This is a genomic window from Rhodococcus spongiicola, assembly GCF_004011835.1.
Lineage (GTDB): Bacteria > Actinomycetota > Actinomycetes > Mycobacteriales > Mycobacteriaceae > Prescottella > Prescottella spongiicola.
In genome coordinates this window covers 163,013-188,503 of sequence record NZ_RKLN01000002.1, presented here as the reverse complement: position 1 = coordinate 188,503, position 25,491 = coordinate 163,013, and the positions used below count along the sequence as shown (strand labels likewise).

The 25,491-nt window shown below is 66.4% G+C and carries 21 protein-coding genes and 2 pseudogenes; 16 read left to right on the top strand and 7 right to left on the bottom strand.

What is annotated here, in order from left to right:
- Window positions 1–97: 97 nt before the first annotated feature.
- From EF834_RS05610 to EF834_RS05600, 3 genes are all read left to right on the top strand, one after another.
- Window positions 98–1,738: an acyl-CoA carboxylase subunit beta gene (locus EF834_RS05610; protein ID WP_127946249.1), complete on the top strand. Its 1,641-nt coding sequence runs from the start codon at window positions 98–100 to the stop codon at window positions 1,736–1,738.
- On the top strand, window positions 1,735–2,094 hold the full coding sequence (locus EF834_RS05605) for an acyl-CoA carboxylase subunit epsilon (protein WP_127946248.1): 360 nt from the start codon (window positions 1,735–1,737) through the stop codon (window positions 2,092–2,094). The genes EF834_RS05610 and EF834_RS05605 overlap by 4 nt, the downstream gene beginning before the upstream one ends.
- A 111-nt stretch (window positions 2,095–2,205) precedes the next feature.
- Entirely contained in the window at window positions 2,206–2,850 is a 645-nt protein-coding gene (locus EF834_RS05600; RefSeq protein ID WP_127946695.1) for a Maf family protein, read from the top strand.
- Here EF834_RS05600 and EF834_RS05595 read toward each other — a convergent pair.
- Window positions 2,847–3,242, bottom strand: a complete 396-nt coding sequence (locus tag EF834_RS05595; RefSeq protein ID WP_127946247.1) for a group III truncated hemoglobin — start codon at window positions 3,240–3,242, stop codon at window positions 2,847–2,849. The two genes, EF834_RS05600 and EF834_RS05595, sit on opposite strands and share 4 nt — an antisense overlap.
- Window positions 3,243–3,367: 125 nt before the next feature.
- On the opposite strand from EF834_RS05595, the gene EF834_RS05590 reads away from it, so the two are divergent.
- The 6 genes and pseudogenes from EF834_RS05590 (at window position 3,368) to EF834_RS05565 (ending at window position 7,931) form a co-directional block, all read left to right on the top strand.
- Window positions 3,368–4,291: a sulfurtransferase gene (locus tag EF834_RS05590; protein WP_127946246.1), complete on the top strand. Its 924-nt coding sequence runs from the start codon at window positions 3,368–3,370 to the stop codon at window positions 4,289–4,291.
- Window positions 4,288–4,701 (top strand): SufE family protein, encoded by a 414-nt coding sequence (locus tag EF834_RS05585; RefSeq protein WP_127946245.1) that lies wholly within the window; start codon window positions 4,288–4,290, stop codon window positions 4,699–4,701. Before EF834_RS05590 ends, EF834_RS05585 begins: the two co-directional genes overlap by 4 nt.
- Before the next feature lie 187 nt (window positions 4,702–4,888).
- On the top strand, window positions 4,889–6,694 hold the full coding sequence (locus EF834_RS05580; protein WP_127946244.1) for an acetyl/propionyl/methylcrotonyl-CoA carboxylase subunit alpha: 1,806 nt from the start codon (window positions 4,889–4,891) through the stop codon (window positions 6,692–6,694).
- Window positions 6,695–6,810: 116 nt separating this feature from the next.
- On the top strand, window positions 6,811–7,224 hold the full coding sequence (locus EF834_RS05575) for a DUF1707 SHOCT-like domain-containing protein (RefSeq protein ID WP_127946243.1): 414 nt from the start codon (window positions 6,811–6,813) through the stop codon (window positions 7,222–7,224).
- Window positions 7,224–7,565 (top strand): hypothetical protein, encoded by a 342-nt coding sequence (locus EF834_RS05570; protein WP_127946242.1) that lies wholly within the window; start codon window positions 7,224–7,226, stop codon window positions 7,563–7,565. Before EF834_RS05575 ends, EF834_RS05570 begins: the two co-directional genes overlap by 1 nt.
- Before the next feature lie 74 nt (window positions 7,566–7,639).
- Window positions 7,640–7,931, top strand: a pseudogene (locus EF834_RS05565) (VanZ family protein).
- Between the two features lie 34 nt (window positions 7,932–7,965).
- On the opposite strand, the gene EF834_RS05560 reads toward EF834_RS05565, so the two are convergent.
- From EF834_RS05560 to lat, 3 genes are all read right to left on the bottom strand, one after another.
- Window positions 7,966–8,769, bottom strand: a complete 804-nt coding sequence (locus EF834_RS05560) for a tyrosine-protein phosphatase (RefSeq protein WP_127946241.1) — start codon at window positions 8,767–8,769, stop codon at window positions 7,966–7,968.
- A gap of 9 nt (window positions 8,770–8,778) precedes the next feature.
- Entirely contained in the window at window positions 8,779–10,341 is a 1,563-nt protein-coding gene (locus EF834_RS05555; protein WP_127946240.1) for an MBL fold metallo-hydrolase, read from the bottom strand.
- 106 nt (window positions 10,342–10,447) lie between these two features.
- Window positions 10,448–11,788, bottom strand: a complete 1,341-nt coding sequence (gene lat / locus EF834_RS05550) for an L-lysine 6-transaminase (RefSeq protein ID WP_127946239.1) — start codon at window positions 11,786–11,788, stop codon at window positions 10,448–10,450.
- A 65-nt stretch (window positions 11,789–11,853) separates the two neighbouring features.
- On the opposite strand from lat, the gene hglS reads away from it, so the two are divergent.
- Both hglS and amaB read left to right on the top strand, forming a co-directional pair.
- Entirely contained in the window at window positions 11,854–13,134 is a 1,281-nt protein-coding gene (gene hglS / locus EF834_RS05545; protein WP_127946238.1) for a 2-oxoadipate dioxygenase/decarboxylase, read from the top strand.
- The gene (gene amaB / locus EF834_RS05540) at window positions 13,131–14,684 is read left to right on the top strand and encodes an L-piperidine-6-carboxylate dehydrogenase (RefSeq protein ID WP_127946237.1); all 1,554 of its coding nucleotides are present in this window, start codon (window positions 13,131–13,133) and stop codon (window positions 14,682–14,684) included. The genes hglS and amaB overlap by 4 nt, the downstream gene beginning before the upstream one ends.
- A gap of 90 nt (window positions 14,685–14,774) precedes the next feature.
- On the opposite strand, the gene EF834_RS05535 is transcribed toward amaB, so the two are convergent.
- Window positions 14,775–15,374: a DUF456 domain-containing protein gene (locus EF834_RS05535; protein ID WP_127946236.1), complete on the bottom strand. Its 600-nt coding sequence runs from the start codon at window positions 15,372–15,374 to the stop codon at window positions 14,775–14,777.
- Between the two features lie 353 nt (window positions 15,375–15,727).
- Between EF834_RS05535 and EF834_RS05530 the strand changes: the two genes are divergently transcribed.
- The 3 genes from EF834_RS05530 (at window position 15,728) to EF834_RS05520 (ending at window position 22,074) form a co-directional block, all read left to right on the top strand.
- On the top strand, window positions 15,728–16,582 hold the full coding sequence (locus EF834_RS05530; protein ID WP_127946235.1) for an SDR family oxidoreductase: 855 nt from the start codon (window positions 15,728–15,730) through the stop codon (window positions 16,580–16,582).
- Between the two features lie 122 nt (window positions 16,583–16,704).
- Window positions 16,705–21,285: an ATP-dependent helicase gene (locus EF834_RS05525; RefSeq protein ID WP_127946234.1), complete on the top strand. Its 4,581-nt coding sequence runs from the start codon at window positions 16,705–16,707 to the stop codon at window positions 21,283–21,285.
- Between the two features lie 3 nt (window positions 21,286–21,288).
- Window positions 21,289–22,074 carry a DNA-formamidopyrimidine glycosylase family protein gene (locus EF834_RS05520; RefSeq protein WP_127946233.1) on the top strand — a complete coding sequence of 262 codons (786 nt, stop codon included), beginning with the start codon at window positions 21,289–21,291 and terminating at the stop codon, window positions 22,072–22,074.
- Between the two features lie 245 nt (window positions 22,075–22,319).
- Here the strand turns inward: EF834_RS05520 and EF834_RS05515 are convergent, their stop codons facing one another.
- The gene (locus tag EF834_RS05515; RefSeq protein ID WP_127946232.1) at window positions 22,320–22,766 is read right to left on the bottom strand and encodes a pyridoxamine 5'-phosphate oxidase family protein; all 447 of its coding nucleotides are present in this window, start codon (window positions 22,764–22,766) and stop codon (window positions 22,320–22,322) included.
- A 523-nt stretch (window positions 22,767–23,289) separates the two neighbouring features.
- On the opposite strand from EF834_RS05515, the gene EF834_RS05510 reads away from it, so the two are divergent.
- Window positions 23,290–23,862: an NAD(P)H-dependent oxidoreductase gene (locus tag EF834_RS05510; protein WP_127946231.1), complete on the top strand. Its 573-nt coding sequence runs from the start codon at window positions 23,290–23,292 to the stop codon at window positions 23,860–23,862.
- Window positions 23,863–23,915: 53 nt separating this feature from the next.
- Here the strand turns inward: EF834_RS05510 and EF834_RS05505 are convergent, their stop codons facing one another.
- Complete coding sequence (locus EF834_RS05505; protein ID WP_164874077.1) at window positions 23,916–24,119, bottom strand: transposase; 204 nt, start codon at window positions 24,117–24,119, stop codon at window positions 23,916–23,918.
- Window positions 24,120–24,627: 508 nt separating this feature from the next.
- Here EF834_RS05505 and EF834_RS05500 point away from each other — a divergent pair.
- Window positions 24,628–25,484: pseudogene (locus EF834_RS05500) on the top strand (oxygenase MpaB family protein).
- Window positions 25,485–25,491: the final 7 nt, after the last annotated feature.

Genomic DNA, 25,491 nt, shown 5'->3' with positions numbered 1-25,491 from the left:
ATTGGAAAGTGACTCGCGAGTAGCTTAGGTTGAATAATTCAACGCAACCCGACCTCACTCGACGCGAAGCCGACAGACCTGGCTAAGCTCACTTGTCATGACCAGTGTGCAGGAGCCAGCCGCGGCGGAGGCGGCGAATACCCCGGATATTCACACAACGGCGGGAAAGCTCGCTGACCTGCGGAACCGCCAGGCGCAGGCAGTGCAGCCGATGGGCGAGGCCGCCGTCGAGAAGGTCCACGCCAAGGGCAAGATGACTGCCCGAGAGCGCATCTACGCGCTACTGGACGAGGGCTCCTTCGTGGAGGTCGACGCTCTTGCCAAGCACCGCAGTTCGAACTTCGGCCTCGCCGACAACCGGCCCCTCGGTGACGGCGTCGTCACGGGCTACGGCACCATCGACGGCCGCGACGTCTGCGTGTTCAGCCAAGACGCCACCGTTTTCGGCGGCAGTCTCGGCGAGATCTACGGCGAGAAGATCGTCAAGGTCATGGATCTGGCCCTCAAGACAGGCCGGCCACTGATCGGCATCAACGAGGGTGCCGGCGCCCGAATCCAGGAAGGCGTCGTCTCGCTCGGCCTGTACGGCGAGATCTTCCACCGCAACGTCCAGGCCTCGGGTGTCATCCCGCAGATCTCCCTTGTCATGGGCCCGGCGGCGGGCGGTCACGTCTACTCACCCGCCCTCACCGACTTCATCGTCATGGTCGACGAGGCCAGCCAGATGTTCGTCACCGGCCCCGACGTCATCAAGACCGTTACCGGCGAGGACGTCACCATGGAGGATCTCGGTGGCGCCCGTACCCACATGACCAAGTCCGGTGTCGCGCATTACGTCGCCTCCGACGAGCAGGACGCCCTCGACTACGTCAAGGACCTGCTGTCGTACTTGCCGAGCAACAACCAGGCCGCGGCCCCACGCATGCTGCCGTCCGATCCGATCGACGGCTCGATCGAGGACTCTCTCACCGACGAGGACCGCGAACTCGACACGCTGATCCCGGATTCGGCGAACCAGCCGTACGACATGCACGAGGTCATCCGCCGCATCCTGGACGACGACGAGTTCCTGGAGGTTCAGGCCGGGCGTGCCGGCAACGTCGTCGTCGGCTTCGGTCGTGTCGACGGCCGCAGCGTCGGCATCGTCGCCAACCAGCCCACGCAGTTCGCCGGTTGCCTCGACATCGATGCTTCGGAGAAGGCCGCACGTTTCGTCCGTACCTGCGACGCGTTCAACGTCCCGATCATCACGCTGGTCGACGTCCCGGGCTTCCTGCCTGGCACCGACCAGGAGTACAACGGCATCATCCGTCGCGGCGCAAAGCTGCTGTACGCGTACGGTGAGGCCACGGTTGGAAAGATCACCGTCATCACCCGCAAGGCATACGGCGGCGCGTACGACGTCATGGGCTCCAAGCACATGGGTGCGGACGTCAATCTGGCGTGGCCGACCGCCCAGATCGCGGTCATGGGTGCGTCCGGCGCCGTCGGATTCGTCTACCGCAAACAGCTGCTCGAGGCCGCCCAGAACGGTGAGGACGTCGATGCACTGCGTCTCAAGCTGCAGCAGGAGTACGAGGACACACTGGTCAACCCGTACATTGCGGCCGAGCGCGGCTACATCGACGCTGTGATTCCTCCGTCGCACACCCGCGGACAGATCGTCTCGGCTCTCCGTCTACTCGAGCGCAAGATGGTTTCACTTCCGCCCAAGAAGCATGGGAACATCCCCCTATGACCGCCACAACCCGGGAAGACTTGCTGACCGACGCGGACCTGCTGACGCCGTCGGTCGACGCCGCGGCACTCGAGGGTGCCGAACTGGAGGAGGCGATCGCCGGTCTGGAGTCGCAGGAGGCCGATGAGGTGGCCGATCCCAAGGCACCGCTGGTCACGATCGTCAGGGGTAACCCGTCGGATGAGGAGATCGGCGCGCTCGTCGCGGTCTTCACAGCCGTGGCGGCGGCCTCGAGCGACGAGGTGACCGACCCACGCCCGCCCGAGACATGGGGCGCACCGACCCGCATGCACCGCGTGCAGGGGGCGTTCTCGCCGCACTCGTTCGGCAGCACGGCCGCGCCGCGCCCGTCCTGATCGAACGGTTCGCACGGTGCTGATTGCGTGGTTCCCACAGTGTTGATTGCGTGGTTCCCACAGTGTTGATTGCGTGGTTCCCACGGTGTTGATTGCGTGGTTCCCACGGTGGTGACCCGACTGGTTCTCGCCTCGGCGTCCCCGGCACGCTTGGCGGTGCTGCGGGGCGCCGGGGTCGAACCCACCGTCCGTGTCTCAGGCGTCGACGAGGACGCGGTCATCGACCAGCTGGGCGCCTCCACGGCCCCCGAGGTGGTCGTCACCGCCCTCGCCGAGGCCAAGGCCCGTGACGTGGCTTCCTCGCTCACCGCCGAGGGATGGACCGACGCCGTCGTGATCGGCTGCGACTCGATGCTGCTGATCGACGGCGAACTGCAGGGCAAGCCGCACACCGTCGACGTCGCGCGCCGCCGCTGGCAGTCCATGGCCGGCCGCAGCGCCACCCTGCTCACCGGACACAGCGTGCTGCGGGTCGAGGGCGGCACGGTAGTCGCAGAGGTGTCGGACCACAGTGGCACGGTCGTCCACTTCGGCACCCCGTCCGCCGAGGACCTCGAGGCGTACCTCGCGTCGGGCGAACCGCTGAAGGTGGCCGGGGCCTTCACCCTCGACAGCCTCGGCGGCTGGTTCGTCGAACGACTGGAGGGGGACCCGTCCAGCGTCATCGGCATCGGGCTACCGCTCGTCCGGCGCCTGCTCGGCGACGTCGGAGTCTCGGTAGCGGCGTTGTGGGCCGCTAACGCGCTCGTCCGCTAGGTCGCCGGTCTCCAGCTCCGCGTCAGCGCGCCCGCCATAGCGATCGCTTTCGCCTTCGCCCGTTCAGCGTCGGGTCCGGCGAATTCGGCGTCGACCGCCTCGCACCACAGATGCAGCCACCGCGCGAGTTTCTCGCCCGCGAGCCCGTGTTGCCGATTCAGCGCCTCGTGGACCATCGCGAATTCGCCTCGGTAGCGCGTGGTGCGGAACAGGATCTGCTCCCAGAAGTCGCCCACGACGGGGAGGTGGCCGTCCAACCCGATCGTCGCGAGGGTCTCGAATGCCGCCGCCAGGACCGGATCGACGAGAGCCCGCTCGTAGAACGCTCGCACCAACCTGTCGATGTCGGCGCGGTCGGCTATATCGCGGCGGTCGTCGGTGGGGCGTGTCACGATCCACGACGGTACTGACTACCCACCGGTAGCCGGGGGTGATCTCGACCGCTCCCACTGGTGGGGGACCACATAGAATCGACAGTGGACAACCCTCCACCCACATCTGCCCCAGGAGCCCACCCGTGTCCGTCGCACCCGACCCCAATCCCGCGTTCGCTGCGTACGCCCATCCAGAGCGACTCGTCTCGACCGAGTGGCTGTCCGCCAACCTGGGCGCCCCCGGTGTGAAGGTGGTGGAGTCGGACGAAGACGTGCTGCTCTACGACATCGGGCACATTCCCGGCGCCTTGAAGATCGATTGGCACCTCGACCTCAACGACCCGGTCACCCGGGACTACATCGACGGGGAGGCGTTCGCGGACCTGATGGGTCGCAAGGGCATCGAGCGCTCGGACACCGTCGTGATCTACGGCGACAAGAGCAATTGGTGGGCCGCGTACGCGCTGTGGGTCTTCACACTGTTCGGACACGAGGACGTCCGACTGCTCGACGGCGGCCGAGATGCGTGGTTGGCGGAGAGTCGCGACACCAACCTCGACGTCCCCGCTCCCGCACCCACCCATTACCCGGTGGTGGAGCGCAACGACAGCCAGATTCGAGCGTTCCGGCACGAGGTCCTCGCACACCTAGGTAACGGCCCGCTGGTGGACGTGCGCTCCCCACAGGAGTACACCGGCGAACGCACCCACATGCCGGACTACCCGGAGGAGGGCGCGCTGCGGGGCGGCCATATCCCGACCGCGGTGTCGATCCCGTGGGCGCGCGCCGCGGCACCGGACGGACGGTTCCGCAGCCGTCCGGAACTCGAGCAGATCTACGCGGACTTCTCGCACGACGACGACGTGGTCGCGTACTGCCGGATCGGTGAGCGGTCGAGCCACACCTGGTTCGTCCTGACCCACCTGCTGGGGTACCCGAGCGTTCGTAACTACGACGGCTCATGGACCGAGTGGGGCAATGTCGTGCGAGTGCCGATCGTGAAGGGCGATGAACCGGGTGAGGCGCCGGGCGCCGCACCGGGTTCGGCCCGGGAGGTCGCCTCATGAGCCTGCCCGAAAGCCTCGCAGAGATCGTCGACGACTTCGCAGCCGTGGACGGCCAGAACAAGCTGCAACTACTGCTCGAGTTCAGCCGGGAACTGGCTCCCCTGCCGCCCGAACTCCAGCAGGACGCGATGGAGCCGGTCCCCGAGTGCCAGTCGCCGCTGTTCCTGTTCGTCGACAGCAACGACCGGAACAGGGTCCAACTGCACTTCAGCGCGCCCGCCGAGGCCCCGACGACGCGCGGTTTCGCATCGATCCTCCACCAGGGACTCGATGGACACAGTGCTGCAACGATTCTCGCGGTTCCCGACGACTTCTATTCCGAGCTCGGTCTGGCCGACGCGGTCAGCCCGTTGCGGTTGCGCGGCATGAGCGCCATGCTCGCGCGCATCAAGCGGCACCTCCGCGGCTGAGCGTGCGGATGACTACAGCGCTACTGGTCAGTAGGGTTGCGGCGACGAACTGAGCCCTTAATGTGTAAGCGCTATCCGGTTACATCGTTAACCGGATTGGTGCATAGACTCCGATGAGATGCCAACAAACACCTGTCGGTGACACCAGCAAACCGCGGGACCTACCATGCGAAACACAGGAGGCTCAGTGCCCACTCAAGCCAGCGCGCAAATCACGAAGGTGCTCGTCGCCAACCGCGGCGAGATCGCTGTGCGGGTGATCCGGGCCGCAAAGGACGCCGGGTACGGCAGCGTCGCCGTCTACGCCGAACCGGACGCGGACGCACAGTTCGTGAAACTCGCTGACGAGGCGTTCGCCCTGGGCGGCCAAACCTCCGCCGAGTCCTACCTGGTGTTCGACAAGATCCTCGACGCCGCAGCGAAGTCCGGCGCCGACGCTATTCACCCCGGCTACGGCTTCCTTTCCGAGAACGCCGACTTCGCGCAGGCAGTACTCGACGCGGGTCTGATCTGGATCGGCCCTTCGCCGCAGTCCATCCGCGACCTCGGTGACAAGGTCACCGCCCGCCATATCGCCGAGCGCGCCAACGCACCGATGGCGGCCGGCACCAAGGACCCCGTCAAGAACGCCGACGAGGTCGTCGAGTTCGCCAAGCAGTACGGCGTCCCGGTCGCGATCAAGGCCGCCTTCGGTGGCGGTGGACGCGGCATGAAGGTCGCACACACCATCGAAGAGATCCCCGAACTGTTCGACTCGGCCACCCGCGAAGCGACCGCCGCATTCGGCCGCGGCGAGTGCTTCGTCGAGCAGTACCTCGACAAGGCTCGCCACGTCGAGGCCCAGGTGATCGCCGACACGCACGGCAACGTCGTCGTCGCAGGTACCCGTGACTGCTCGCTGCAGCGCCGCTTCCAGAAGCTTGTCGAGGAGGCCCCAGCACCGTTCTTGACCGACGACCAGCGTCGCCGCATCCACGAGTCCGCGAAGGCCATTTGCAGGGAGTCCGGCTACTACGGCGCAGGCACGGTCGAGTATCTGGTCCAGGGCGACACCGTCTCGTTCCTCGAGGTCAACACCCGCCTGCAGGTCGAGCACCCGGTCACCGAGGAGACCGCCGGCATCGACCTGGTCCGTCAGCAGTTCCGCATCGCCAATGGCGAGAAGCTCGAGATCACCGAGGATCCGACCCCTCGCGGTCACGCGTTCGAGTTCCGCATCAACGGTGAGGACGCCGGCCGCGGCTTCCTGCCCGCTCCCGGCCCGATCACCGTCTACAAGGAGCCCACGGGACCGGGCGTGCGCGTCGACTCCGGGGTCGTCGCGGGCGATGTCATCGGCGGCCAGTTCGACTCGATGCTCGCCAAGCTGATCGTCACCGGCGAGACCCGTGAGCAGGCGCTGCAGCGTGCCCGCCGTGCGCTCGCCGAGTACGAGGTCGAAGGCCTCGCCACCGTCATCCCGTTCCACCGCCACATCGTCGAGAACGACGCGTTCATCGGCAGTGTCGACGAGAACGGGGTCGAGAAGTTCGACGTCTACACCAAGTGGATCGAAACCGAGTGGGACAACCCGATCGAGCCGTACAAGGTAGCCGGCGCGGTCGCGGACGACGAGGAGCACCTCCCCCGCCAGGCGGTCGTCGTCGAGGTCGGTGGCCGTCGCGTCGAGGTGTCGCTGCCCGGATCGTTCTCGATCGGTACTTCGGGCGGCGCGAGCGGGGCAATTCGCAAGAAGCCGAAGGCGCGCAAGCGCGGCGGTGCCGGCGCCGGTGCCGCGTCCGGTGATGCCGTGACCGCTCCCATGCAGGGCACCGTGGTCAAGGTCGCCGTCGAGGAGGGCCAGGAGGTCGCCGAGGGTGATCTGATCGTCGTCCTCGAAGCCATGAAGATGGAAAACCCGGTCACCGCGCACAAGTCCGGTGTCGTCACGGGCCTGAAGGTCGAGCCCGGCGCCGCCATCACGCAGGGCACGGTCCTGGCCGAACTCAAGTAGCGCCCCACCTGTTCCAGCGCTGTGCGCGCCCCACGGATCCCGGATTCGGGGGCGCGCACAGCACTCTGGGCGGGTGGTGCTCCCAGGATTCTCAGCAGTCTTAGTAGTCTTTGGACATGGCCGACGTTCCCGACATCCGTATCGGCACCGCAGAACGCGAAGAGGCGCTCGAGGCGCTGACTCAGCACTTCGGCGACGGTCGCCTCACGGTCGCCGAGTTCGACGAGCGCAGTGGGCATATTGCCGCAGCCGCGACGCGCGGCCAACTCGACAAGGTATTCACCGACCTGCCTGCGCTCAGTTCGGCCGCGGAGTCAGAACCGGCCACAGGGACGAGCACCCCCTCCGAAACCGTCAACGGCCGGTCTTGGCGCAACACCGTCATGGCGGTGCTCCCCTTCGTGGCGCTCGCGCTCTTCTTCCTGGTGCCGATCGACCACAGTTGGTTGTTCTTCCTCCTCATCCCCGCGACGGCGGCAGTCCTGTTCGGCGGCAAGGGACGCAGCGGTAAAGGACACAGCGGCCGCTGATGGAACCGATCGAGATAAATGCCGGATCCTGGTACCTGCGTGCCCTCCGGGCCGACGAGCGTGTCGACGACCGGCCGGCGCTGCGCGAAGGTGGTATCGAGGACACCGACTACGTCGCCGAGCGCTCCCGACAATGGGCCGGTGACGAGCACTATTCGTGGGCCGTGTGTGAGCCGACGACGGGCGAGCTGCTCGCCGAGGTCGGCCTGACCCCGAACGGCTCCGAGTGTGTCGTGGACGGCTGGGCTCGTCCCGGCCACGACGATGCGCTCGCCGCTGCCCTCGAGGCGGCGCAACGGTTCGCCGCTGGAGCCCTGGGGCTCGCCCTCGCCGAGCGTTGAGGGCGGTCGCTGTGTCCGACAGGCTCGACGCGCGGTTCGTGCCGCTCGCGATCACAACGGTCATCGTTCTCGTGATGCTGTTCTCCCCCGGGTCCCACGGTCCCGAGCGGGCCGGAGAACAGCGACAAGCTCACCCACGCCCTGATGTTCGCAGCCCTGGCAGTGACGTCGCGTTACGCCCGCATCGGTGTCGTTTGGACCGCCGGGTGGCTGCTGGCGTTCGCCGCCGTGTCCGAGGTGCTGCAGGGCGCACTTCCGATCCAGCGCAGCGGCTCGGTGTGGGACGCGGCCGCCGACACGGTCGGCATCGCGATCGGGCTGGTGCTGGCACGGGTGCTTGCCCGTCCGATGCGCATCTCGGTGTGAGTACCAGCCGCCGGCGGCAGCGTCGGGTTCGAAGTCAGCCCTCGAGCAGGTGGGTCCGGATCGACTCCCGTCCCGCGGCGTCGATACCGAGACCGTCGGCGAAGTAGCCCTCGATCGACCCGAAGTTCTCCCGCATGTGATCCAGCGCAGCCTTCAGGTAGTCCAGTCGAACCCCGACCACCTGCTTCAACAGTTCCGGATCTCCGCCGGCATCGGCGAACCTGTCGAACACCGACTCGAACGCCGGCAGCAGTTGGGTGTTGGTGAGCAGGTAGTCGTGGAAGACGTCGTCCTCGTCGACACCCAACAGCAGCAAAAGCGACGCCGCGGCCCACCCGGTGCGGTCCTTGCCGGTCGTGCAGTGCACGAGGGCCGGCAGGTTCGCCCGCTCCGCGAGATCGGTGAACAGGGTGCGGTACGACACCACCGCGCTGGGCAGGGTCACGAAGTCGCGATAGCTGCCGAGGAAGTAGTCGAGGGCGCGGTTGTCGCCGAGCATCGACTGGGCGATCGACGGATCCGAAAGGACCGCCTGCATCTGCGCCGGCACCGACCGATAGGCCTTGTCGGCGAGAACGTCCAAAGCCACCTCACGAACCGACTCCGGCAACTTGTCCGGCGCGGCCTCGCGCTCGGATTCCGTGCGCAGGTCGAAGACCGTCGCGAGGCCGAGATCCGCAATTCGCGGCGCGTCGTCGACGCTGATCTTGCTGAGGTGCGTCGAGCGGTAGAAGCGACCAAACCGGACGGTGGCCCCGTCGCGGGTACGGTACCCGCCGATGTCGCGCAGGTTGGGGACGGACTGGATCGGGATGCTCGCACCCTTCGTGGACGTCATGCGCCCAAACTAGACGAGCCCCTTGGACCTCAGCTCATGACCCTGGGAGGTCCTGCATCGACCGGTCTCGAGGTCCCACTGCCAGCCGTGCAGGTTGCACGTGAGATTGGAGCCGTCGACGACGCCGAACTTCGTCAGGTCTGCCTTCAGGTGCGGACAGCGTCGCTGGATCTCATAGCCGCCCACCTCGATCGACGCGATATCGTCGTGAGCCTCGGCGAACCACCCGTCGGCGTATGCGATGCGCTCATCGGTGAGGCACTTGAAGAACGTGTAGAGGAATTCGTTGTAGCCCCCGACGCGCCACGCCTCGAAACGGGTGGACAGGAAAATCGTGTTGACCCAGTCCGGCTCGTCGTCGCGCAGGACTGTACGCACCAGCTCAGGTGCGATACGGAAGCCGTATCGGTATTTACCCTCGCCCGCCTCCGGCTCGCGAACGATGCGGTTCGGAAAATCGAGTACGACGGTCTCGTCGCCCATCACCAGGCCGACCGGGTAGCCGATGCCGTCGCAGATCAGGTCGGACTGCGCCATGATCGGCTCGAACTTCGCCCTGAGCGGGCCGAGCAGCGGTTCCCCCTCAGCGGGAGCCCACCTGGCCTTCTCAGCCTCGATGACCGGCGCCATCCGCTGCGCCATGGCCTCGATGTAGGCGGCCTTGTCGGTGAAGATCTGTTCGATCTCGGCATCCGGAACGGGGTGCGTGAGCGTGGCCTTCTCGCCGCGGACGTCGACGGTCGAGCCCGGGATCATCAACAGGCCTCCATCGTTGCCGTGGATGCGCATCTGCTCGAGGAACACGATCTGGTCCGGGAAGATGTTGCCGTTGTCGTCGCTGGCCCTCGGGGCGACGTCGTTGAGGTCGCGCAGCGCGGGGTCGAGAAACACCGGCGGGCCGGCGGACGGCACGACCCAGGTGGCACCGACGTGGTCGATATAGCTGCGACAGCGGTCCATGCCGCGCTGACGCTTCTGCTTCCCGAAGTTGCGCTTGGTGCCGGCCGGGATGTCGTAGACCATCGGGTACCAGATGGCGCCCGAGTACTGCAGCAGGTGGATGTCGACCTTGCCGAAGGCCTCGAGCATCGGGTCCATCTCGACGGGGCGGGCGTCGTTCATGTCGAAGCACACCGTCTCACCGTCGGAGACGACCAGCCCGGAGTCGCCGATCGGGCCGTCGGCCGGGGCCCGGAGCGCGATGATCATGATGTCCAGGTCACCCTTGGGTCCACAGACGGTGTGTTTGACTGAGTTCTGGGTCGCGAAGAACTTGGTGAAACCGAGCGCCCGGAGTTCACGCTCGAGGTCCGGCACCGGGTAGTCGGGCAGCAGGACAGTCGCGTCCTTGTTGACGTGGTTGGTGAGCGTCCCCGGATCGAAGTGGTCCTTGTGCAGGTGTGAGACGTACAGGTAGTCGACATTGCCGAGTGTGTCCCAGTCGAGTCCGGTGTTGTCGGGAAACGGGAACCACGACGCGAAGTACGCAGGGTTCACCCATGGGTCGCAGAGAACAGACCCCGCTTCGGTCTGGATGTGGAATCCGGCGTGTCCGACACTGGTGATCCGCACTCGTTTCCTCCTCGTTAGACCTCGTTGATCGTAACGAGATCTGAGGAACACCTTGGGTCACACCACTTCTGCGCGTCGCATCACCCGGTACTCGGGCCGACGGACTCTACGGTGTCGTCCGGACGAGCACCCGGTCGATCGCGTCGACGGCCGCGTCGAGTTCCGCGATGGTCACCGTGAGCGGTGGCCGGAATCGGATCCCGCGCTCACCGGTCGCGAGGAACAGCACGTGCTCGCGCTCCCGCAACTCGATCAGAACCCGGTCCCGGAACTCGGGGGTCGGGAGGGTGATTGCGCACATCAGCCCCCGTCCGCGGGGTTCGGTGACGGCATCGTGGGTAGCGGCAAGGTTTGCGAGTCGGCCGAGAAGATGGGCCCCGCAGAGCCGCGCGCGGTCGATCAACCGGTCCTCGTCGATGACCTCGAGGATGCGCCGCGCCCGCACCATGTCGGTGAGGTTGCCGCCCCACGTGGAGTTGATGCGCGAGCTGACTTCGAAGACGTTGTCGTGGATCTCGTCGACGCGGCCGCCGGCCATGATTCCGCACACTTGTGTCTTCTTGCCGAACGAGACGACATCCGGTGTGACGCCGAGCTGCTGGTACGCCCACGCGGTGCCGGTCAGGCCGCAACCAGTCTGGACCTCGTCGAATATGAACAGCGCGTCGTTCTCGACGCACAGTGCGTGCATACGACGAAAGAACTCCGGCCGGAAGTGGTGATCTCCCCCCTCGCCCTGGATGGGCTCGGCGAGGAAACACGCGATGTCGTGCGGATGCTCGGCGAACGCGCGCCGCGCCTGTTCGAGTGCAAGGTCCTCGGCGGCGGCGACGTCCCGGCCGTCGGCGAGATAGGGCGCGTCGATCCGCGGCCAGTCGAACTTGGGGAAGCGCGCGATCTTGGCGGGGTCGGTGTTGGTGAGCGACAGCGTGTACCCGCTGCGGCCGTGGAACGCTTCGGTCAGGTGCAGCACGCGGGTGCCGAGCGCCGGGTCTCGCCCCGCCGCCTCGTTGCGCCGGCTCTTCCAGTCGAACGCGACCTTGAGCGCGTTCTCCACGGCGAGGGTGCCGCCGTCGACGAAGAACAGGTGCGGCAGCGCAGGGTCCCCGAGAACGCGGGCGAAGGTGTCGACGAACCGCGCCATCGGCACGGTGTAGACGTCCGAGTTGCTGGGTTTGTTGATCGCAGCCGTCGCGAGTTCGTCCCGGAACTGGGCGTCGTCGGCGAGCGCCGGATGGTTCATGCCGAGTGCCGACGAGGCGAAGAAACCGAACATGTCGAGGTAGACGGTGCCGTCGCGCAGATCGACGACGTGCGTGCCCAAAGAGGTCTCGAGGTCGAGGACCAGGTCGAATCCGTCCGCGAGCATGTGCGCTCGCAGAATGTCGTGAACTCGCCCGGCCGGAAGGTCGGAGTCACCGGCCGTCGGGCGGACCGCGGTGCTCATATGGCAAGGCTACGTCAGCGTTCCCGCCCACGTCCGGGCATCGAGGCTCGTAGGATCAAGGGGCAATGGCCGAAATCCACGAGCTGAGGTCGAGATTCGCTGCGGCGCTGTCTCGCATGTACGGCCGCGAAGTGCCGGCCTACACGACCCTCGTGGACGTGACCGAACAGGTGAACGCGGACTACTTGAAGGCGAATCCAGACTCGGCGGAACGTTTCGGCAGCATCTCGCGGGTGACGGCCGAGCGTCACGGTGCGATCCGGGTGGGCACGCCCGCCGAAATGCACGACGTCGCGGTCCTGTTCGCCGGTTTCGGTATGTACCCGGTGGGCTTCTACGACCTGCGCGAAGCAACACCCCCCGTACCGGTGGTCTCGACCGCGTTTCGCCCGATCGATCCGGACGAACTGGCCCGCAACCCTTTCCGCGTGTTCACCTCGATGCTGACCACAGGCGATCGTCGCTTCTTCGAGCCCGACCTGCAACAGCGCCTCGAGTCGTTCCTGACGCGGCGGAGGCTGTTCCCGGACGTGCTGCTCTCCCTCGCCCGCCGGGCCGCGGACGACGGCGGACTGGACGAGCAGCAGGCCCAGCGGTTCGTCCAGCTCGCGACGTCGGTGTTCGAACTGTCGGGTGAGCCGGTGGACCGGTCCTGGTATCGCGAACTCGAGCAGGTCTCGGCCGTCGCCGCCGACATCGGCGGGGTGTCGAGCACACACGTCAATCACCTGACGCCACGGGTGCTCGACATCGACGAGCTGTACGCGCGCATGTCGGCGCGCGGGATCACGATGATCGACCGGATCCAGGGCCCGCCGCGATGGTCGGGTCCGGCGGTGCTGCTGCGGCAGACATCGTTTCGTGCACTGGCCGAGGCGCGCAGTTTCGTCGAGTCGGACGGCTCGATCAGCGACGGCGAGTTGCGGGTGCGGTTCGGCGAGGTCGAGGCCCGCGGGATCGCGCTCACCCCGTCCGGCCGCGCCCTGTACGACGAACTGATGGAGGCGGATCCGTCGAACTCGAAAGGGCTGTGGGAGAAAAGTTTCCCGACGTCCGAGGACGAGCTCGAAAAGCGTGGCATGGCCTACTTCACCTACCACGACGGCGTACGTGAGCCGATCGTCTACGAGGACTTCTTACCCAAGTCCGCGGCCGGGATCTTTCGATCGAACCTGGACGCCGGCGGTACCGGTACATCCGATGCGGGAGACGCGGCAGACTCGGGCGGCGAAGCGGGAACAACGTACGACATTCGCGCCCTCGCGGACGCGATCGACCGCGAGGTGCACGACCCCTACGAGCTGTACCGGCGGCAACAAGAGCAATCAGGAGCTAACCCGTCATGACACTTCCCGGTACCGGCACCTTGGCAGGTCGCGCGATCGCGGCTCTCGGCCGTTGTGGTGCAACACTTCCCACGATCGCCGGCGACGCCGGCCCCGCCCCACTGACGGCACGTACCCCGATCGACGGCTCCGTACTAGCGTTCCTGCACCCCAGCACGTCGGCGGACGTCGAGGCGGCCGTTACCGGCGCGCACGACGCCTTCCTGGCGTGGCGAACGGTGCCCGCACCCAAACGTGGATCGGTGGTACGCCGACTCGGGGAGCTGCTCTGCGAGCACAAGTCCGACCTGGCTGACCTGGTCACCCTCGAGGCGGGCAAGATCCGCTCCGAGGCGCTCGGCGAGGTGCAGGAGATGATCGACATCTGCGAGTTCGCCACCGGTCTGTCCCGGCAGCTCTACGGCCGCACGATGGGGTCCGAGCGACCCGGGCACCGCCTTTCGGAGACGTGGCATCCACTCGGGGTGGTGGCGGTGATCACCGCGTTCAACTTCCCGGTGGCGGTGTGGTCGTGGAACACCGCGCTCGCGCTGGTGTGCGGGGACCCCGTGGTGTGGAAGCCGTCAGAGACGACCCCGCTCACGGCGATGGCGTGCGACACGTTGCTACGTCGGGCAACAACCGAGACCGCAGCCCCCGACGGGCTACACCACGTGCTACTCGGGACCGCTGTTATCGGCGAACAACTCGTCGATGACCCCCGGGTCGCCCTCGTCAGCGCCACCGGGTCGGTCCGGATGGGTCGTGCTGTGGCACCGCGGGTCGCTGCGCGATTCGGCCGCTGTCTACTGGAACTGGGTGGCAATAACGCCGCCGTCGTGACGGCTTCGGCCGACTTGGATCTGGCGGTGCGCGGCATCGTGTTCGCGGCTGCCGGTACCGCAGGGCAACGATGCACCACGCTGCGCCGACTGATCGTCCACCGCTCGATCGTCGACGACGTCACCGATCGGATCGCAGGGGCATACCGGCAGCTGACGGTCGGCAACCCGTTCGACGACGGCGTCCTGGTGGGCCCGTTGATCTCCGGGGCGGCATACCACGCGATGCACGCCGCTCTGGACACCGCGCGCGCCGATGGCGGGGTGGTGGTGACCGGTGGTGAACGGGTCGGCTCCGGCGAGTCGTTCTACGTGACGCCGGCTGTGGTCCGGATGCCCGAGCAGACCGCAATCGTGCGGGCCGAGACATTCGCGCCGATTCTGTACGTGCTCGCATACGACACATTCGACGAGGCGATCGCGCTGCACAACGGTGTCCCGCAAGGATTGTCGTCGGCGATCTTCACCACCGACCATCGTGAGGCCGAAGGGTTCTTGGCCGCAGACGGCTCGGACTGCGGCATCGCGAACGTCAACATCGGCACCTCCGGCGCCGAGATCGGTGGCGCCTTCGGCGGCGAGAAGGAGACCGGGGGTGGGCGCGAATCCGGTTCGGACGCATGGAAATCGTACATGCGCCGCGCCACCAACACGGTCAACTACTCCGGTGAGCTCCCCCTGGCACAGGGTGTGGAGTTCGGGCCGCGATCACCCGATGACTTTGCGTAGGTTGACGCTGCGCAGGTTGGCGCTGCGCAGGCAGCCAAACGTTCGGCCGGGCTCGCCCCTCCCCGACTCGGAGGCGAGCGTCCGAACGGATCAATTCAGAGTGGCGATGTAGTCGAAGAGAGCTGGCTGAAACGCCGGGTTGGCGGTGCTGATGCCGTTGAACGCGCCGATGGCCCCACCGATCAGCGCACCCGGAATGCAGCCGACGAACAGGAACAGTACGCATCCGACGACCGCACCAACTCCGGCACCGATCTGCGCACCCATGGAACCGCCGTTGAACCAGCCCTGTTCCATCTGCTCGATCACGTTGCTGTAGGCATCCTGCTGGGCGTCCACGTTCTGCAGCGCCGCAACCGTCTGCGCCGGGATCGCCGGCGTGAGGGTGAGCCTGTTGCCGTCGATCGAGGGCACGAGCGGAACGGTGGTTCCGGCCACCTGATAGGTCAGCGGGATCACGCCCGCCGTGGACCCTGCCGGGTCGACGACGTCGACGACGTTCCCGGCGACACGGAATGTTCCTGCATCCAGGACGGTTTCGAGTGACGTTCCGTTCGGACCGATCTGACTCTGGTAGCCGATAGGGACGGGCGTCGGCGGTGCGCCGGGCTCCGCGTATGCGGTTCCGCTGGCCACCCCTAGCGCCGCGATCGCCAACACTGATACGGCCGCAGTCTTGTGGAGTTTCATCGGGGAGCTCCCCTCCTTGCCGGAAGACGGCCCCGAGCTGGTCAAAGACCGTCCGGAACATCGACTAGACTAATGAAGAGGAGGCCGGTCTGTATGGGCTAACTGAGTTTCGATACCGAATCTCGAGCGATTCGATAGCGCAGACCGGCACCGTGATCGACAGCGTTCGGTGATGTCCGATTCGACCGCATTTCCTTACTGCCCCAATCCATTCCGCATCAGTGTGGCTGAGCAACCGTCTCGGGTGGAATCGCAGCCCGATTTCCGACGCACCAACGATCGCGGACGAACTGGCCGAACGGACAGGGACCCCCGTCGTCGCACCGCCGGTGAGGGCCTGCAATCCTGGACCCGTGATCCGACAGATGCTCACTTCCGCCGCACTCAACCCGCTCCCCTCACCGCGCGCGCTGGCGGCGCGCGTGCTGCCCGGTACCGGCAGGTCCATCGCGGATCAACGCGTGCTGATCACGGGCGGTTCCTCCGGTGTGGGCGAAGCGGCGGCACGGCGGCTTGCCGAGCTCGGGGCAGAGGTGATCCTCGTGGCCCGCGGTGCTGAGGGCCTCGAATCCGTGCGCGACGACATCCGTGCGGCCGACGGCCGTGCCCACGCCTTCCCGGCCAATCTGACGGACCCCGACGACGTCGACCGGCTCGTTGCGCAAGTCCTTGCCGATATCGGCCCGATCGACGTTCTCGTCAACAATGCGGGCCGCTCGATCCGGCGCACCGTGGAGGACTCACTCGACCGCTTCCACGATTTCGAGCGCACGATGGCGATCAACTACTTCGGGGCGACCCGGCTAACCCTGGCCCTGTTGCCGTCGATGCTCGAGCGCGGCGACGGGCATATCGTCAACGTCGCCACCTGGGGGGTGCCATCCGGGGTGATGCCCAAGTTCGCGGCGTACCACGCGTCGAAGGCCGCCGTCGAAGCGTTCGGGCGCAGCCTCGGAGCCGAGGTCGCGGATCGGGGAATCGCCGTGAGCACTCTGCATTTCCCATTGGTGCGGACGCCGATGATCGCGCCGACCGCTGACTACGACACGATGCCGACGCTGCGACCCGAGGAAGCAGCCGAATGGTTCGTGACCGCCATCCGTACCCGTCCTGTTGAGCTGATGCCCACCTACGCCGAGGCATTGCGGGTAATCGGATTCTTCTCGCCGGGGCTGGCGAACGCGCTCGTGCTGCGGGGGCGCATATAGCGGGCACGCGTCGTCAGGATTTCAACGCGCTCGAGACTTTCGCGCTTCAAGACCGGTTGGTTTTCGATCGGTAGGCGCCAGCGACGCCAAGTTTGTCAGTACTGACGGGCAAGATGGACCACATGGACGGCGTCCTCGACCGCTTCTCGGCCCCTGCCCGGGAGTGGTTCGACGGCGCCTTCGACGCGCCCACGGCCGCTCAGCTGGGGGCGTGGGATTCGATCGCGACCGGCTCGCACACCCTTGTCGTAGCACCGACCGGCTCGGGTAAGACGCTGTCGGCGTTCCTGTGGGCGCTCGACCGACTGGCTACTGACACCGCCACCCGAGACGAGCGCACCACCCGCGTCCTCTACATCTCTCCTCTCAAGGCGCTCGGTGTGGACGTCGAGCGCAACCTGCGGGCACCGCTGGTCGGCATCACCCAGACCGCGAAACGGCTAGGGTTCGACACGCCGGAAATCCGGGTCGGTGTCCGCTCCGGCGACACCCCCGCCGGCGAACGCCGCAAACTGATCAAGACGCCGCCCGACATCCTCATCACGACCCCCGAGTCGCTGTTCCTGATGCTGACGTCGTCGGCGCGGGAATCCTTGGCCGGCGTGGAGACGGTCATCGTCGACGAGGTCCACGCCGTCGCCGGCACCAAGCGCGGCGCCCACCTCGCACTCTCCCTCGAACGCCTCGACATGCTGCTGGCGAAGCCTGTGCAGCGGATCGGCCTCTCCGCGACCGTGCGCCCACACGAGGAGGTGGGTCGCTTCCTCGCCGGCGCCGCGCCGATCCGCATCGTGGCACCGCCCGCCGCAAAGACGTTCGATCTCACCGTCCGGGTTCCGGTCGAGGACATGACCGAACTCGGTCTCGCCGAACCGGATCCGGACTCGGTCTCCCCCACCCCGCAGGCCGGATCGATCTGGCCACACGTCGAGGAGCAGATTGTCGATCTGATCCTCGAACACCGCTCGTCGATCGTGTTCGCGAACTCGCGACGTCTCGCCGAGAAGCTGACGGCCAGGCTCAACGAGATCTACGCCGAACGCAATGGAAGCGCCGTCGAGCGGAAGGGCGGGCCGCCGGCACAGATCGGCGCACCGACCGAGGTCAACTACGGCGCCGATCCGTTGCTCGCCCGGGCGCACCACGGGTCGGTGAGCAAGGACCAACGCGCCCTGATCGAGGACGACCTCAAATCGGGTCGCCTGCGCTGCGTCGTCGCTACCAGCAGTCTCGAACTCGGAATCGACATGGGCGCAGTCGATCTCGTCGTCCAGGTGGAGGCGCCACCCTCGGTCGCGAGCGGCCTGCAGCGCGTGGGTAGGGCCGGACACCAGGTGGGAGAGATTTCCCGGGGCGTGCTGTTCCCCAAGCATCGCACCGACCTGATCCACTGCGCGGTCACCGTCGAACGCATGACAGCGGGACAGATCGAGGCCCTCGAGATCCCCGCCAATCCGCTCGACATCCTCGCCCAGCAGACCGTCGCCGCGACCTCGCTCGAACCGCTCGATGTCGAGCGGTGGTTCGACGCGGTCCGGCGAAGCGGGTCCTTCGCGACGCTCCCCCGATCGGCGTACGAGTCGACCCTCGATCTGCTCGCGGGCCGGTACCCGTCCGACGAGTTCGCCGAACTACGTCCCCGCCTTGTGTGGGACCGCGACGGGGGCACCCTCACAGGCCGACCCGGCTCGCAGCGCCTCGCGGTCACCTCGGGCGGCGCCATTCCGGACCGGGGACTGTTCGCCGTCTACATGGTGGGTGAGCGTCAGTCTCGCGTCGGCGAACTCGACGAGGAGATGGTCTACGAGTCCCGCGTCGGCGACGTGTTCGCGCTCGGCGCCACCAGCTGGCGGATCGAGGAGATCACCTACGACCGGGTCCTCGTCAGTCCCGCGTACGGGCTGCCCGGGCGGCTACCGTTCTGGCACGGCGACGGTCTGGGCCGCCCTGCCGAACTCGGTGAGGCGCTCGGCGGGTTCCTGCGGGAGCTGTCGTCCAGCGCGCCCGACGCGGTCACGGCGCGCTTCGCCGCGGCCGGTCTCGATGCCAACGCCACCACCAACCTCTCCGCCCTCGTCGCAGACCAGCAGCAGGCCACCGGGCGCGTTCCCACCGACCGAACGCTGGTGGTCGAGCGGTTCCGCGACGAACTCGGCGACTGGCGACTGGTGCTGCACTCGCCGTACGGACTGCGCGTCCACGCGCCGTGGGCGCTCGCGGTCGGCGCGCGGCTACGGGAGCGTTTCGGGGTCGACGCCGCCCCCACCGCCTCCGACGACGGCATCATCGTCCGCCTGCCCGACACCGAAGACACCCCACCCGGGGCGGAGCTGTTCGCGTTCGATCGGGACGAGATCGAGGACCTCGTCACCGACGAGGTGGGCGGCTCGGCGTTGTTCGCGTCCCGGTTCCGTGAATGTGCGGCGCGCGCGCTGCTGTTGCCGCGCCGCACCCCGGGCAAGCGGGCGCCGCTGTGGCAGCAGCGGCAACGATCGGCACAGCTGCTCGATGTCGCCCGCAAGTTCCCGACGTTCCCGATCCTGCTCGAGACCGTGCGCGAATGCCTCCAGGACGTGTATGACCTGCCGGCACTGCGCGACCTCTTCGGCCGCCTCGCCCGCCGGCAGATCCGGATCGTCGAGGTCGAGACCGCGACACCGTCGCCGTTCGCCAACGCGCTGCTGTTCGACTACGTCGGCGCGTTCATGTACGAGGGCGACAGTCCGCTCGCCGAGCGCCGGGCGGCGGCCCTGTCGCTCGACTCCACGCTGCTGGCCGAACTACTCGGCCGAGTCGAGTTGCGGGAACTGCTCGACGCCGACGTCATCACGCGGACCGAGGAGGAACTGCAACGCCTCGTTCCGGAGCGCCACGCCCGTGACATCGAGGGGATGGCGGACCTCCTGCGCCTGCTCGGTCCGCTCACCACCGAGGAGGCGGCCGCCCGTGCGACCGGCGACCCACAGCCGTGGCTCACCGATCTCGTCGACCAGCGCCGTGCACTCCAGGTGTCGTTCGCGGGCCGGCAGTGGTGGACGGCGATCGAGGACGCGGCACGCCTGCGGGACGGTCTCGGTGTGCCGTTGCCCATCGGCACACCCGCCGCGTTCATCGAACCGGTCGACGACCCGCTCGGCGATCTGTTGAGCCGCTACGCCCGCACTCACGGGCCGTTCACGCTCGCCGAAGCGGCCGAACGGTTCGGCATCGGTGCCGCCGTCGCGCGCGATGTCCTCACCCGACTCGCGGCCGAGAAGCGGGTCGTCGAGGGCGAGTTCCGGCCCGGCGCCTCCGGCAGCGAATGGTGCGACGTCGAGGTACTACGCCGACTACGGCGACGCTCGCTCGCCGCCGCGCGTGAGGACGTCGAACCGGTCAGCACTGCGACTCTCGGACGCTTCCTCCCGAGTTGGCAGCACGTCGGCGGTTCGCTGCGCGGGCTGGACGGTGTCGTGTCCGTCGTGGAACAGCTTGCGGGCGTCCCGGTTCCGTCCTCGGCGCTGGAATCGCTGATCCTCGGCTCCCGGGTGCGCGACTACACTCCCGCGATGCTCGACGAACTCACCTCCACGGGCGAGGTGCTGTGGGCGGGTGCAGGACAGATCTCCGGTAAGGACGGGTGGATCAGCCTGCACCTGGCCGAGTCGGCGCCGCTGACGCTCGCGCCGGCAGCCGACATCGACCTCACCGAGTTGCACCGGGCCGTCCTCGACGCACTGTCCGGGGGCGGTGCGTACTTCTTCCGGCAACTGTCGGACGCGTTGGGTGCAACGGGCATGGCGGCGTCCAGCGGCGTGGACGACGCGTCGCTCACCGCCGCCCTCTGGGATCTGGTGTGGGCCGGTCGCATCGGCAACGACACCCTCGCCCCGCTGCGGGCACTGCTGTCGGACACCTCACGCGCCACTCCCAGCCACCGCACCCCTCGCCGCGCCCCCCGCGCGCACGCATACCGGCGCTTCAGCCGTCCGACCCTCCCGACCCGCTCCGGTCCGCCCACCGTGGGCGGACGCTGGTCGCTGCTCCCCGAGCCCGAGCCGGACCCGACGCTGCGCGCCCACTCGACCGCGGATCTGCTCCTCGAACGCTACGGTGTCGTCACCCGCGGCTCGGTGGTCAGCGAGAACGTCCCCGGCGGATTCGCCCTGATGTACAAGGTATTCAGCGGCTTCGAGGACGGCGGACGTTGTCGCAGAGGCCACTTCGTCGACACCCTCGGTGGGGCACAGTTCTCCACACCCGACGTGGTCGACCGCCTCCGCACATATGGCGACTCGATCGAGGGTCGCCACCCGGCGGCGCCCGCAGTCACCCTCGCGGCCTGCGATCCTGCCAACCCGTACGGCGCCGCTCTGCCGTGGCCCCCGTCAGTAGCCGGTGGCAGTGGGGTGGCTAGAGGCGACGGCAGCGCTGCCACCAGACACCGTCCCGGCCGCAAGGCGGGCGGCCTGGTGGTACTCGTCGACGGGGAACTAGTGCTGTTCGTCGAACGCGGTGGACGCACCGTCCTGACGTTCACCGACGACGTCGGCGCTCTGCGCACCGCCACGGAATCGCTCGCCGCCACCGTCAAACACGGCGGCATCGACAAGGTCGTGGTGGAGAAGGTCGACGGCCTGACCATCCACGGCAACGACTTCGGCGAACTCCTCGCGGAGGCCGGATTCTCAGCCACCCCACGCGGCTACCGACTGCGAGCGTGAACAGTGCCGGAAGGGGACACCGTCTGGCGGGTCGCGCACAACCTCGGCGCGGCTCTGACCGGAAACGTGCTCACCGAGTGCGACATCCGGGTGCCGCGCTTCGCGACCGTCGATCTGTCGGGCCAACGGGTCGACGAGGTGCTCGCCCGCGGCAAGCACCTGCTGATCCGCGTCGGCGACCATACGGTCCACACCCACCTGAAGATGGACGGCGTCTGGCGGGTGTACCCGCGTGGCGCTCGGTGGAGGCGCCCGGCGCACCAAGTGCGGATCGTCCTCGGCACGCAGGAGACCGTCGCGGTGGGATTTCTGCTCGGAATCACCGAGGTCCTCGCGCGCAGCGACGAGGACGACGTCGTCGGGCACCTCGGCCCGGATCTGCTCGGCCCGGATTGGGACGCTTCCGCCGCCGCGGCGAATCTCGCTGCGGCCGGCGACCGTCCGATCGGTGAGGCCCTGCTCGACCAACGCATCATGGCCGGTATCGGGAACGCGTACCGCAACGAGATCTGCTTCCTTCGTGGCATTGATCCGCGCACACCCACCGATCGGGTGCCGAACCTGCCCGCGGTCGTGGACCTGGCGTATCGGCTGCTGCAGGCCAACCGCCGTCGCGCAACTCGCATCACCACCGGGGATCGGCGGCCCGGCCGGCGTGAGTGGGTGTACGGCCGCGGCGGCGAGCCCTGCCTGCGCTGCGGGACGACGATCGTCGCAACCGACCTGGGTGAGCGATCTGGGACGCAGCGCGCTGTGTTCTACTGCCCGACCTGTCAGCCGCCGGCCTGACCGAACCACCGGGGGCCAGCCCGTCCCCCCTCGGACCTGACACGAATGGCGAAGGATCTGGTGCATACCCTGAAAGACGGGTTGAAACGGGAAACCAACTACTGCCACCGCAATCGGATGGGAAACGCTGAGCAGGTCTTCCTCGCTGAACTTGCTGCGGCAAATACGGTCATCGTGCCCGATCATCGCTATGTGCGATGCGGCCAATGCGACACGAGGATCGCAGTCTTGACCACAACGTGTTACTAGGTGCGTGGCTTTGATGCATCGAACGTTAGCCAGTGTTCGGGTTGCAATCGAAGGCGAATCGGTCCGGAGCGTACGAAGTACTCTTTTTGAGCGGCGTAGTAGGCATCACCGCCCTCGGTACCCAGATAACGATGGGCCAGTCTAAGGGTATCCGCCAGAATACTGTCTGGGTCGTCGCTTTCAATGGTGAACGGACCTTCCATGCTGACATACCTATAGGGTGGTATTTCGCATTGCACGCAAAAACCAATACGTTTGGCTCTACTTAGGAGCCGTCCTTTACGAGTATTCTCCCCTGCGGTTAGCCAGAGATCACGACCGGGATTGTAGTAATACCAGATAGGGACCGAGAGAGGACCTCGGTTATCTTCGTTTATCGACAGGACGCCAATACGGACATCGGTCAAGAAGGCTTCACGTTCTTCACGTGTCATACTTGTCATGATTAGTGAATCTCCTCAGTTTCGGCAGGAATTCCAGGACAGCGCATCGGTCTTTGATGGCGCTCACCACACCCCCGTTCCCCTGACTATAGGTCGGCGTGGCCGAGCCAGTGCACTACTACGTGTTCACGCGATCGGCGCGACATCAGGCGCTGGCTGCCGCCGGCCTGGGCCCGCGCTCGCGGCGGCGCAGCCGCTCGTCGCCGGGGAGGATTCCGCTTGCACCACAGATGCTTTGCTCGCACAGCAAATGCAGTTTGGGGCCATGGCTGCCGCGCCGAGGACTGGGATGTCGGCGTGTCATCCCGAAGCTTGTCGATTGACGTTGGGGCACGGCTTGGGTACTGTACCGTCCAGACGGTCAGTCACTGTACCGTCCAGACGGTCCGTTTAATGTCCGCGATTCTCCAGAGGGAAAAAGGCATCTCTGGGATGCTATCGGAAAACTGCGCTGTGGAGGTCATGAGTAGCAACGCCGGAATTGTGATGGCGAAATTGCCGCTGAAACTCTATTGGAGAAAGCATGAAAATTTTGCATATGTTGTTCCATCCGCACATGGAGACGTCCTCCGTCAACAGAGTATGGAACGAGATGATCTCTCAGAGTGACCAAGTTGAGACTTCCAAGGATATGTATGCTCTATACCCGAGCCTGAACATCGATGTCGAGAGAGAGCAACAGGACCTAGTGGAGCATGACAGGATCTTGTTGCAGTTTCCCTTTTATTGGTACGCAGGGCCTCCATTGTTAAAGAAATGGATCGACGAGGTATTGCTATATGGTTTTGCCTATGGCAGCAAAGGTACTCATCTCCGCGGAAAACAGATGTTAGTAATTACCTCAGTAGGGGGCAGTGAAGAGGATTACCATCCCGGTGGTGCGCAAGAGCTGACGGTAGATGAATATTTGCAGCCGCTTAGAAAAACAGCCCACTTATGCAATATGGACTTCCTGCGACCATTACGGATGTATGACGCTGCTAAAGTGGACAAGCAGGTGATCCGCGCTCATGGCGAACAGTTTATCAGCAAGCTGCGGGAAGAAGTCGCTGTTCGTAAACAAATACGCTCGGGTGACGATATCGTTGTTAATTGAACTAGCGTAACTTCTAGGTCGCCGAGAACAGGCCCGATCACTCGCTCCTTGGGTTAGGGGCTCTTCCAGAACGAGAGTGCATCGATCTGTTCGGTAAGGTTGCCGCAGTGCAGCAGTGTGCGCAGTCGGTAGTGGGTCAGGTTCCTGACTCCGAGGGCATTGCGGCGCACCGCTTCGAGTCGGCCGTTGATGCCCTCGGTGGGGCCGTTGGAGGCGTGGTGGTCGAAGTAGGCAGTACGTTGGCGCGGCGAGGCCACAGTGCGCGGCCGAGGTGACCCAGTTCTTCCGGGCCGCGGGCACGCCGCTGCGTAGTGTCTTGACGATATCGGTCATCATGGCTTGGCGCGGCGGCGGTCGGGCTGGGCATAGGCAGCGATGAGACGTTGGGTAAGAGTTCCAACCGAGTTCGATGGCGAGGTGGTTCTCGTCGGCGAAAATGGCTTCCAGTCAATCCTTTTGGTGGCTACGCAGCAGCGGGGAGCGGGCATGTAGGGCGCGGCGCCGACCGTAGATTGGCTCGCCCGTGCGTCCCAGGTGAGCTGTTGGATGCGCCGCTCCGGTTGGTGGCCCTCTCGGTCTAGATCCGATTTCTGGTCGGAGCGCGAGGCCCAATAGTTGGGTACCGCGATTCCCGCTGGCCAGCGCGGGGCTGCGGGAAGACCGTCCAATACCGCAAAGGGGTCGGCCCCACCTCAATGAGAGGTGGGGCCGACCCCTTTGTCGCCGGACGCGCTCACGTGGCGCTACTTCGGTGACTGGCGCGGCATGCTCCAGGGATTGTGGGCGGGATCCATGCAGAACATGCATCCCGGGCTGGGTGCCGGCGTCGAACAGCACTCCCGATTCTTCGAGGAGAGATGGGAGCGCCTGCTGCGATCCCTGTACCCGATCGGCGGTGTCGTCTTCGACGGCAACCGGGCCCAGCAGACGGCCCAGGAGGTCCGCGACTACCACCGCAACATCAAAGGCATCGATGCGAAGGGGCGCCGCTACCACGCTCTCGATCCGGACACCTTCTACTGGGCACATGCGACGTTCTTCGTGGGCACGATCCTCACCGCCGACAACTTCATGGGCGGCATCACCGAGGAGCAGAAGCGTCAACTGTTCGCCGAACACATCCAGTGGTATCGCTGTACGGAATGAGCATGCGCCCGGTGCCGCAGACATGGGAGGATTTCCGGCAGTACTGGGATCACATGTGCCGCAACGTCCTCGAAGACAACAAGGCCACTCGCGACGTACTCGATCTGTCCGGCGTCGACCGGCCCCCGTTCCTGACGTGGCTACCCGGACCCGCCTGGCGCGTCATCCGGATCCCGGTGTCGAAGGGATTGGTGTGGTTGACGGTCGGCCTCTACGACCAAGCTGTACGGGACCTGCTGGGCTATCGCCGGACTCCGGTCGACGCCTGGCTGCACCGGAGAGTGGGGCAGGCCGTGAACGCGGCTTTCTTCCTGATCCCGGCGCGCCGGCGCAAACATCCCCGTGCCCGTGCCGGTTTGGACAGGGTAAGCGGCCGCGCATCAGCCGAGGCACCGCTGGTGCACACGCCGAACCGCAACCTGCCACCGTTGCAGCACCGCGACGATCCAAGCCACTACTCGCCGCCGGCGTACTGACCGTGCG

Coding starts and splice junctions, on each gene's coding strand:
- EF834_RS05610 (WP_127946249.1), top strand. CDS start 98: ATGACCAGTGTGCAGGAGCCAGCCGCGGCGGAGGCGGCGAATACCCCG.
- EF834_RS05605 (WP_127946248.1), top strand. CDS start 1,735: ATGACCGCCACAACCCGGGAAGACTTGCTGACCGACGCGGACCTGCTG.
- EF834_RS05585 (WP_127946245.1), top strand. CDS start 4,288: ATGAGCCTGCCCGAAAGCCTCGCAGAGATCGTCGACGACTTCGCAGCC.
- EF834_RS05575 (WP_127946243.1), top strand. CDS start 6,811: ATGGCCGACGTTCCCGACATCCGTATCGGCACCGCAGAACGCGAAGAG.
- EF834_RS05570 (WP_127946242.1), top strand. CDS start 7,224: ATGGAACCGATCGAGATAAATGCCGGATCCTGGTACCTGCGTGCCCTC.
- EF834_RS05560 (WP_127946241.1), bottom strand. CDS start 8,769: ATGACGTCCACGAAGGGTGCGAGCATCCCGATCCAGTCCGTCCCCAAC.
- lat (WP_127946239.1), bottom strand. CDS start 11,788: ATGAGCACCGCGGTCCGCCCGACGGCCGGTGACTCCGACCTTCCGGCC.
- hglS (WP_127946238.1), top strand. CDS start 11,854: ATGGCCGAAATCCACGAGCTGAGGTCGAGATTCGCTGCGGCGCTGTCT.
- amaB (WP_127946237.1), top strand. CDS start 13,131: ATGACACTTCCCGGTACCGGCACCTTGGCAGGTCGCGCGATCGCGGCT.
- EF834_RS05535 (WP_127946236.1), bottom strand. CDS start 15,374: ATGAAACTCCACAAGACTGCGGCCGTATCAGTGTTGGCGATCGCGGCG.
- EF834_RS05525 (WP_127946234.1), top strand. CDS start 16,705: ATGGACGGCGTCCTCGACCGCTTCTCGGCCCCTGCCCGGGAGTGGTTC.
- EF834_RS05515 (WP_127946232.1), bottom strand. CDS start 22,766: ATGACAAGTATGACACGTGAAGAACGTGAAGCCTTCTTGACCGATGTC.
- EF834_RS05510 (WP_127946231.1), top strand. CDS start 23,290: ATGAAAATTTTGCATATGTTGTTCCATCCGCACATGGAGACGTCCTCC.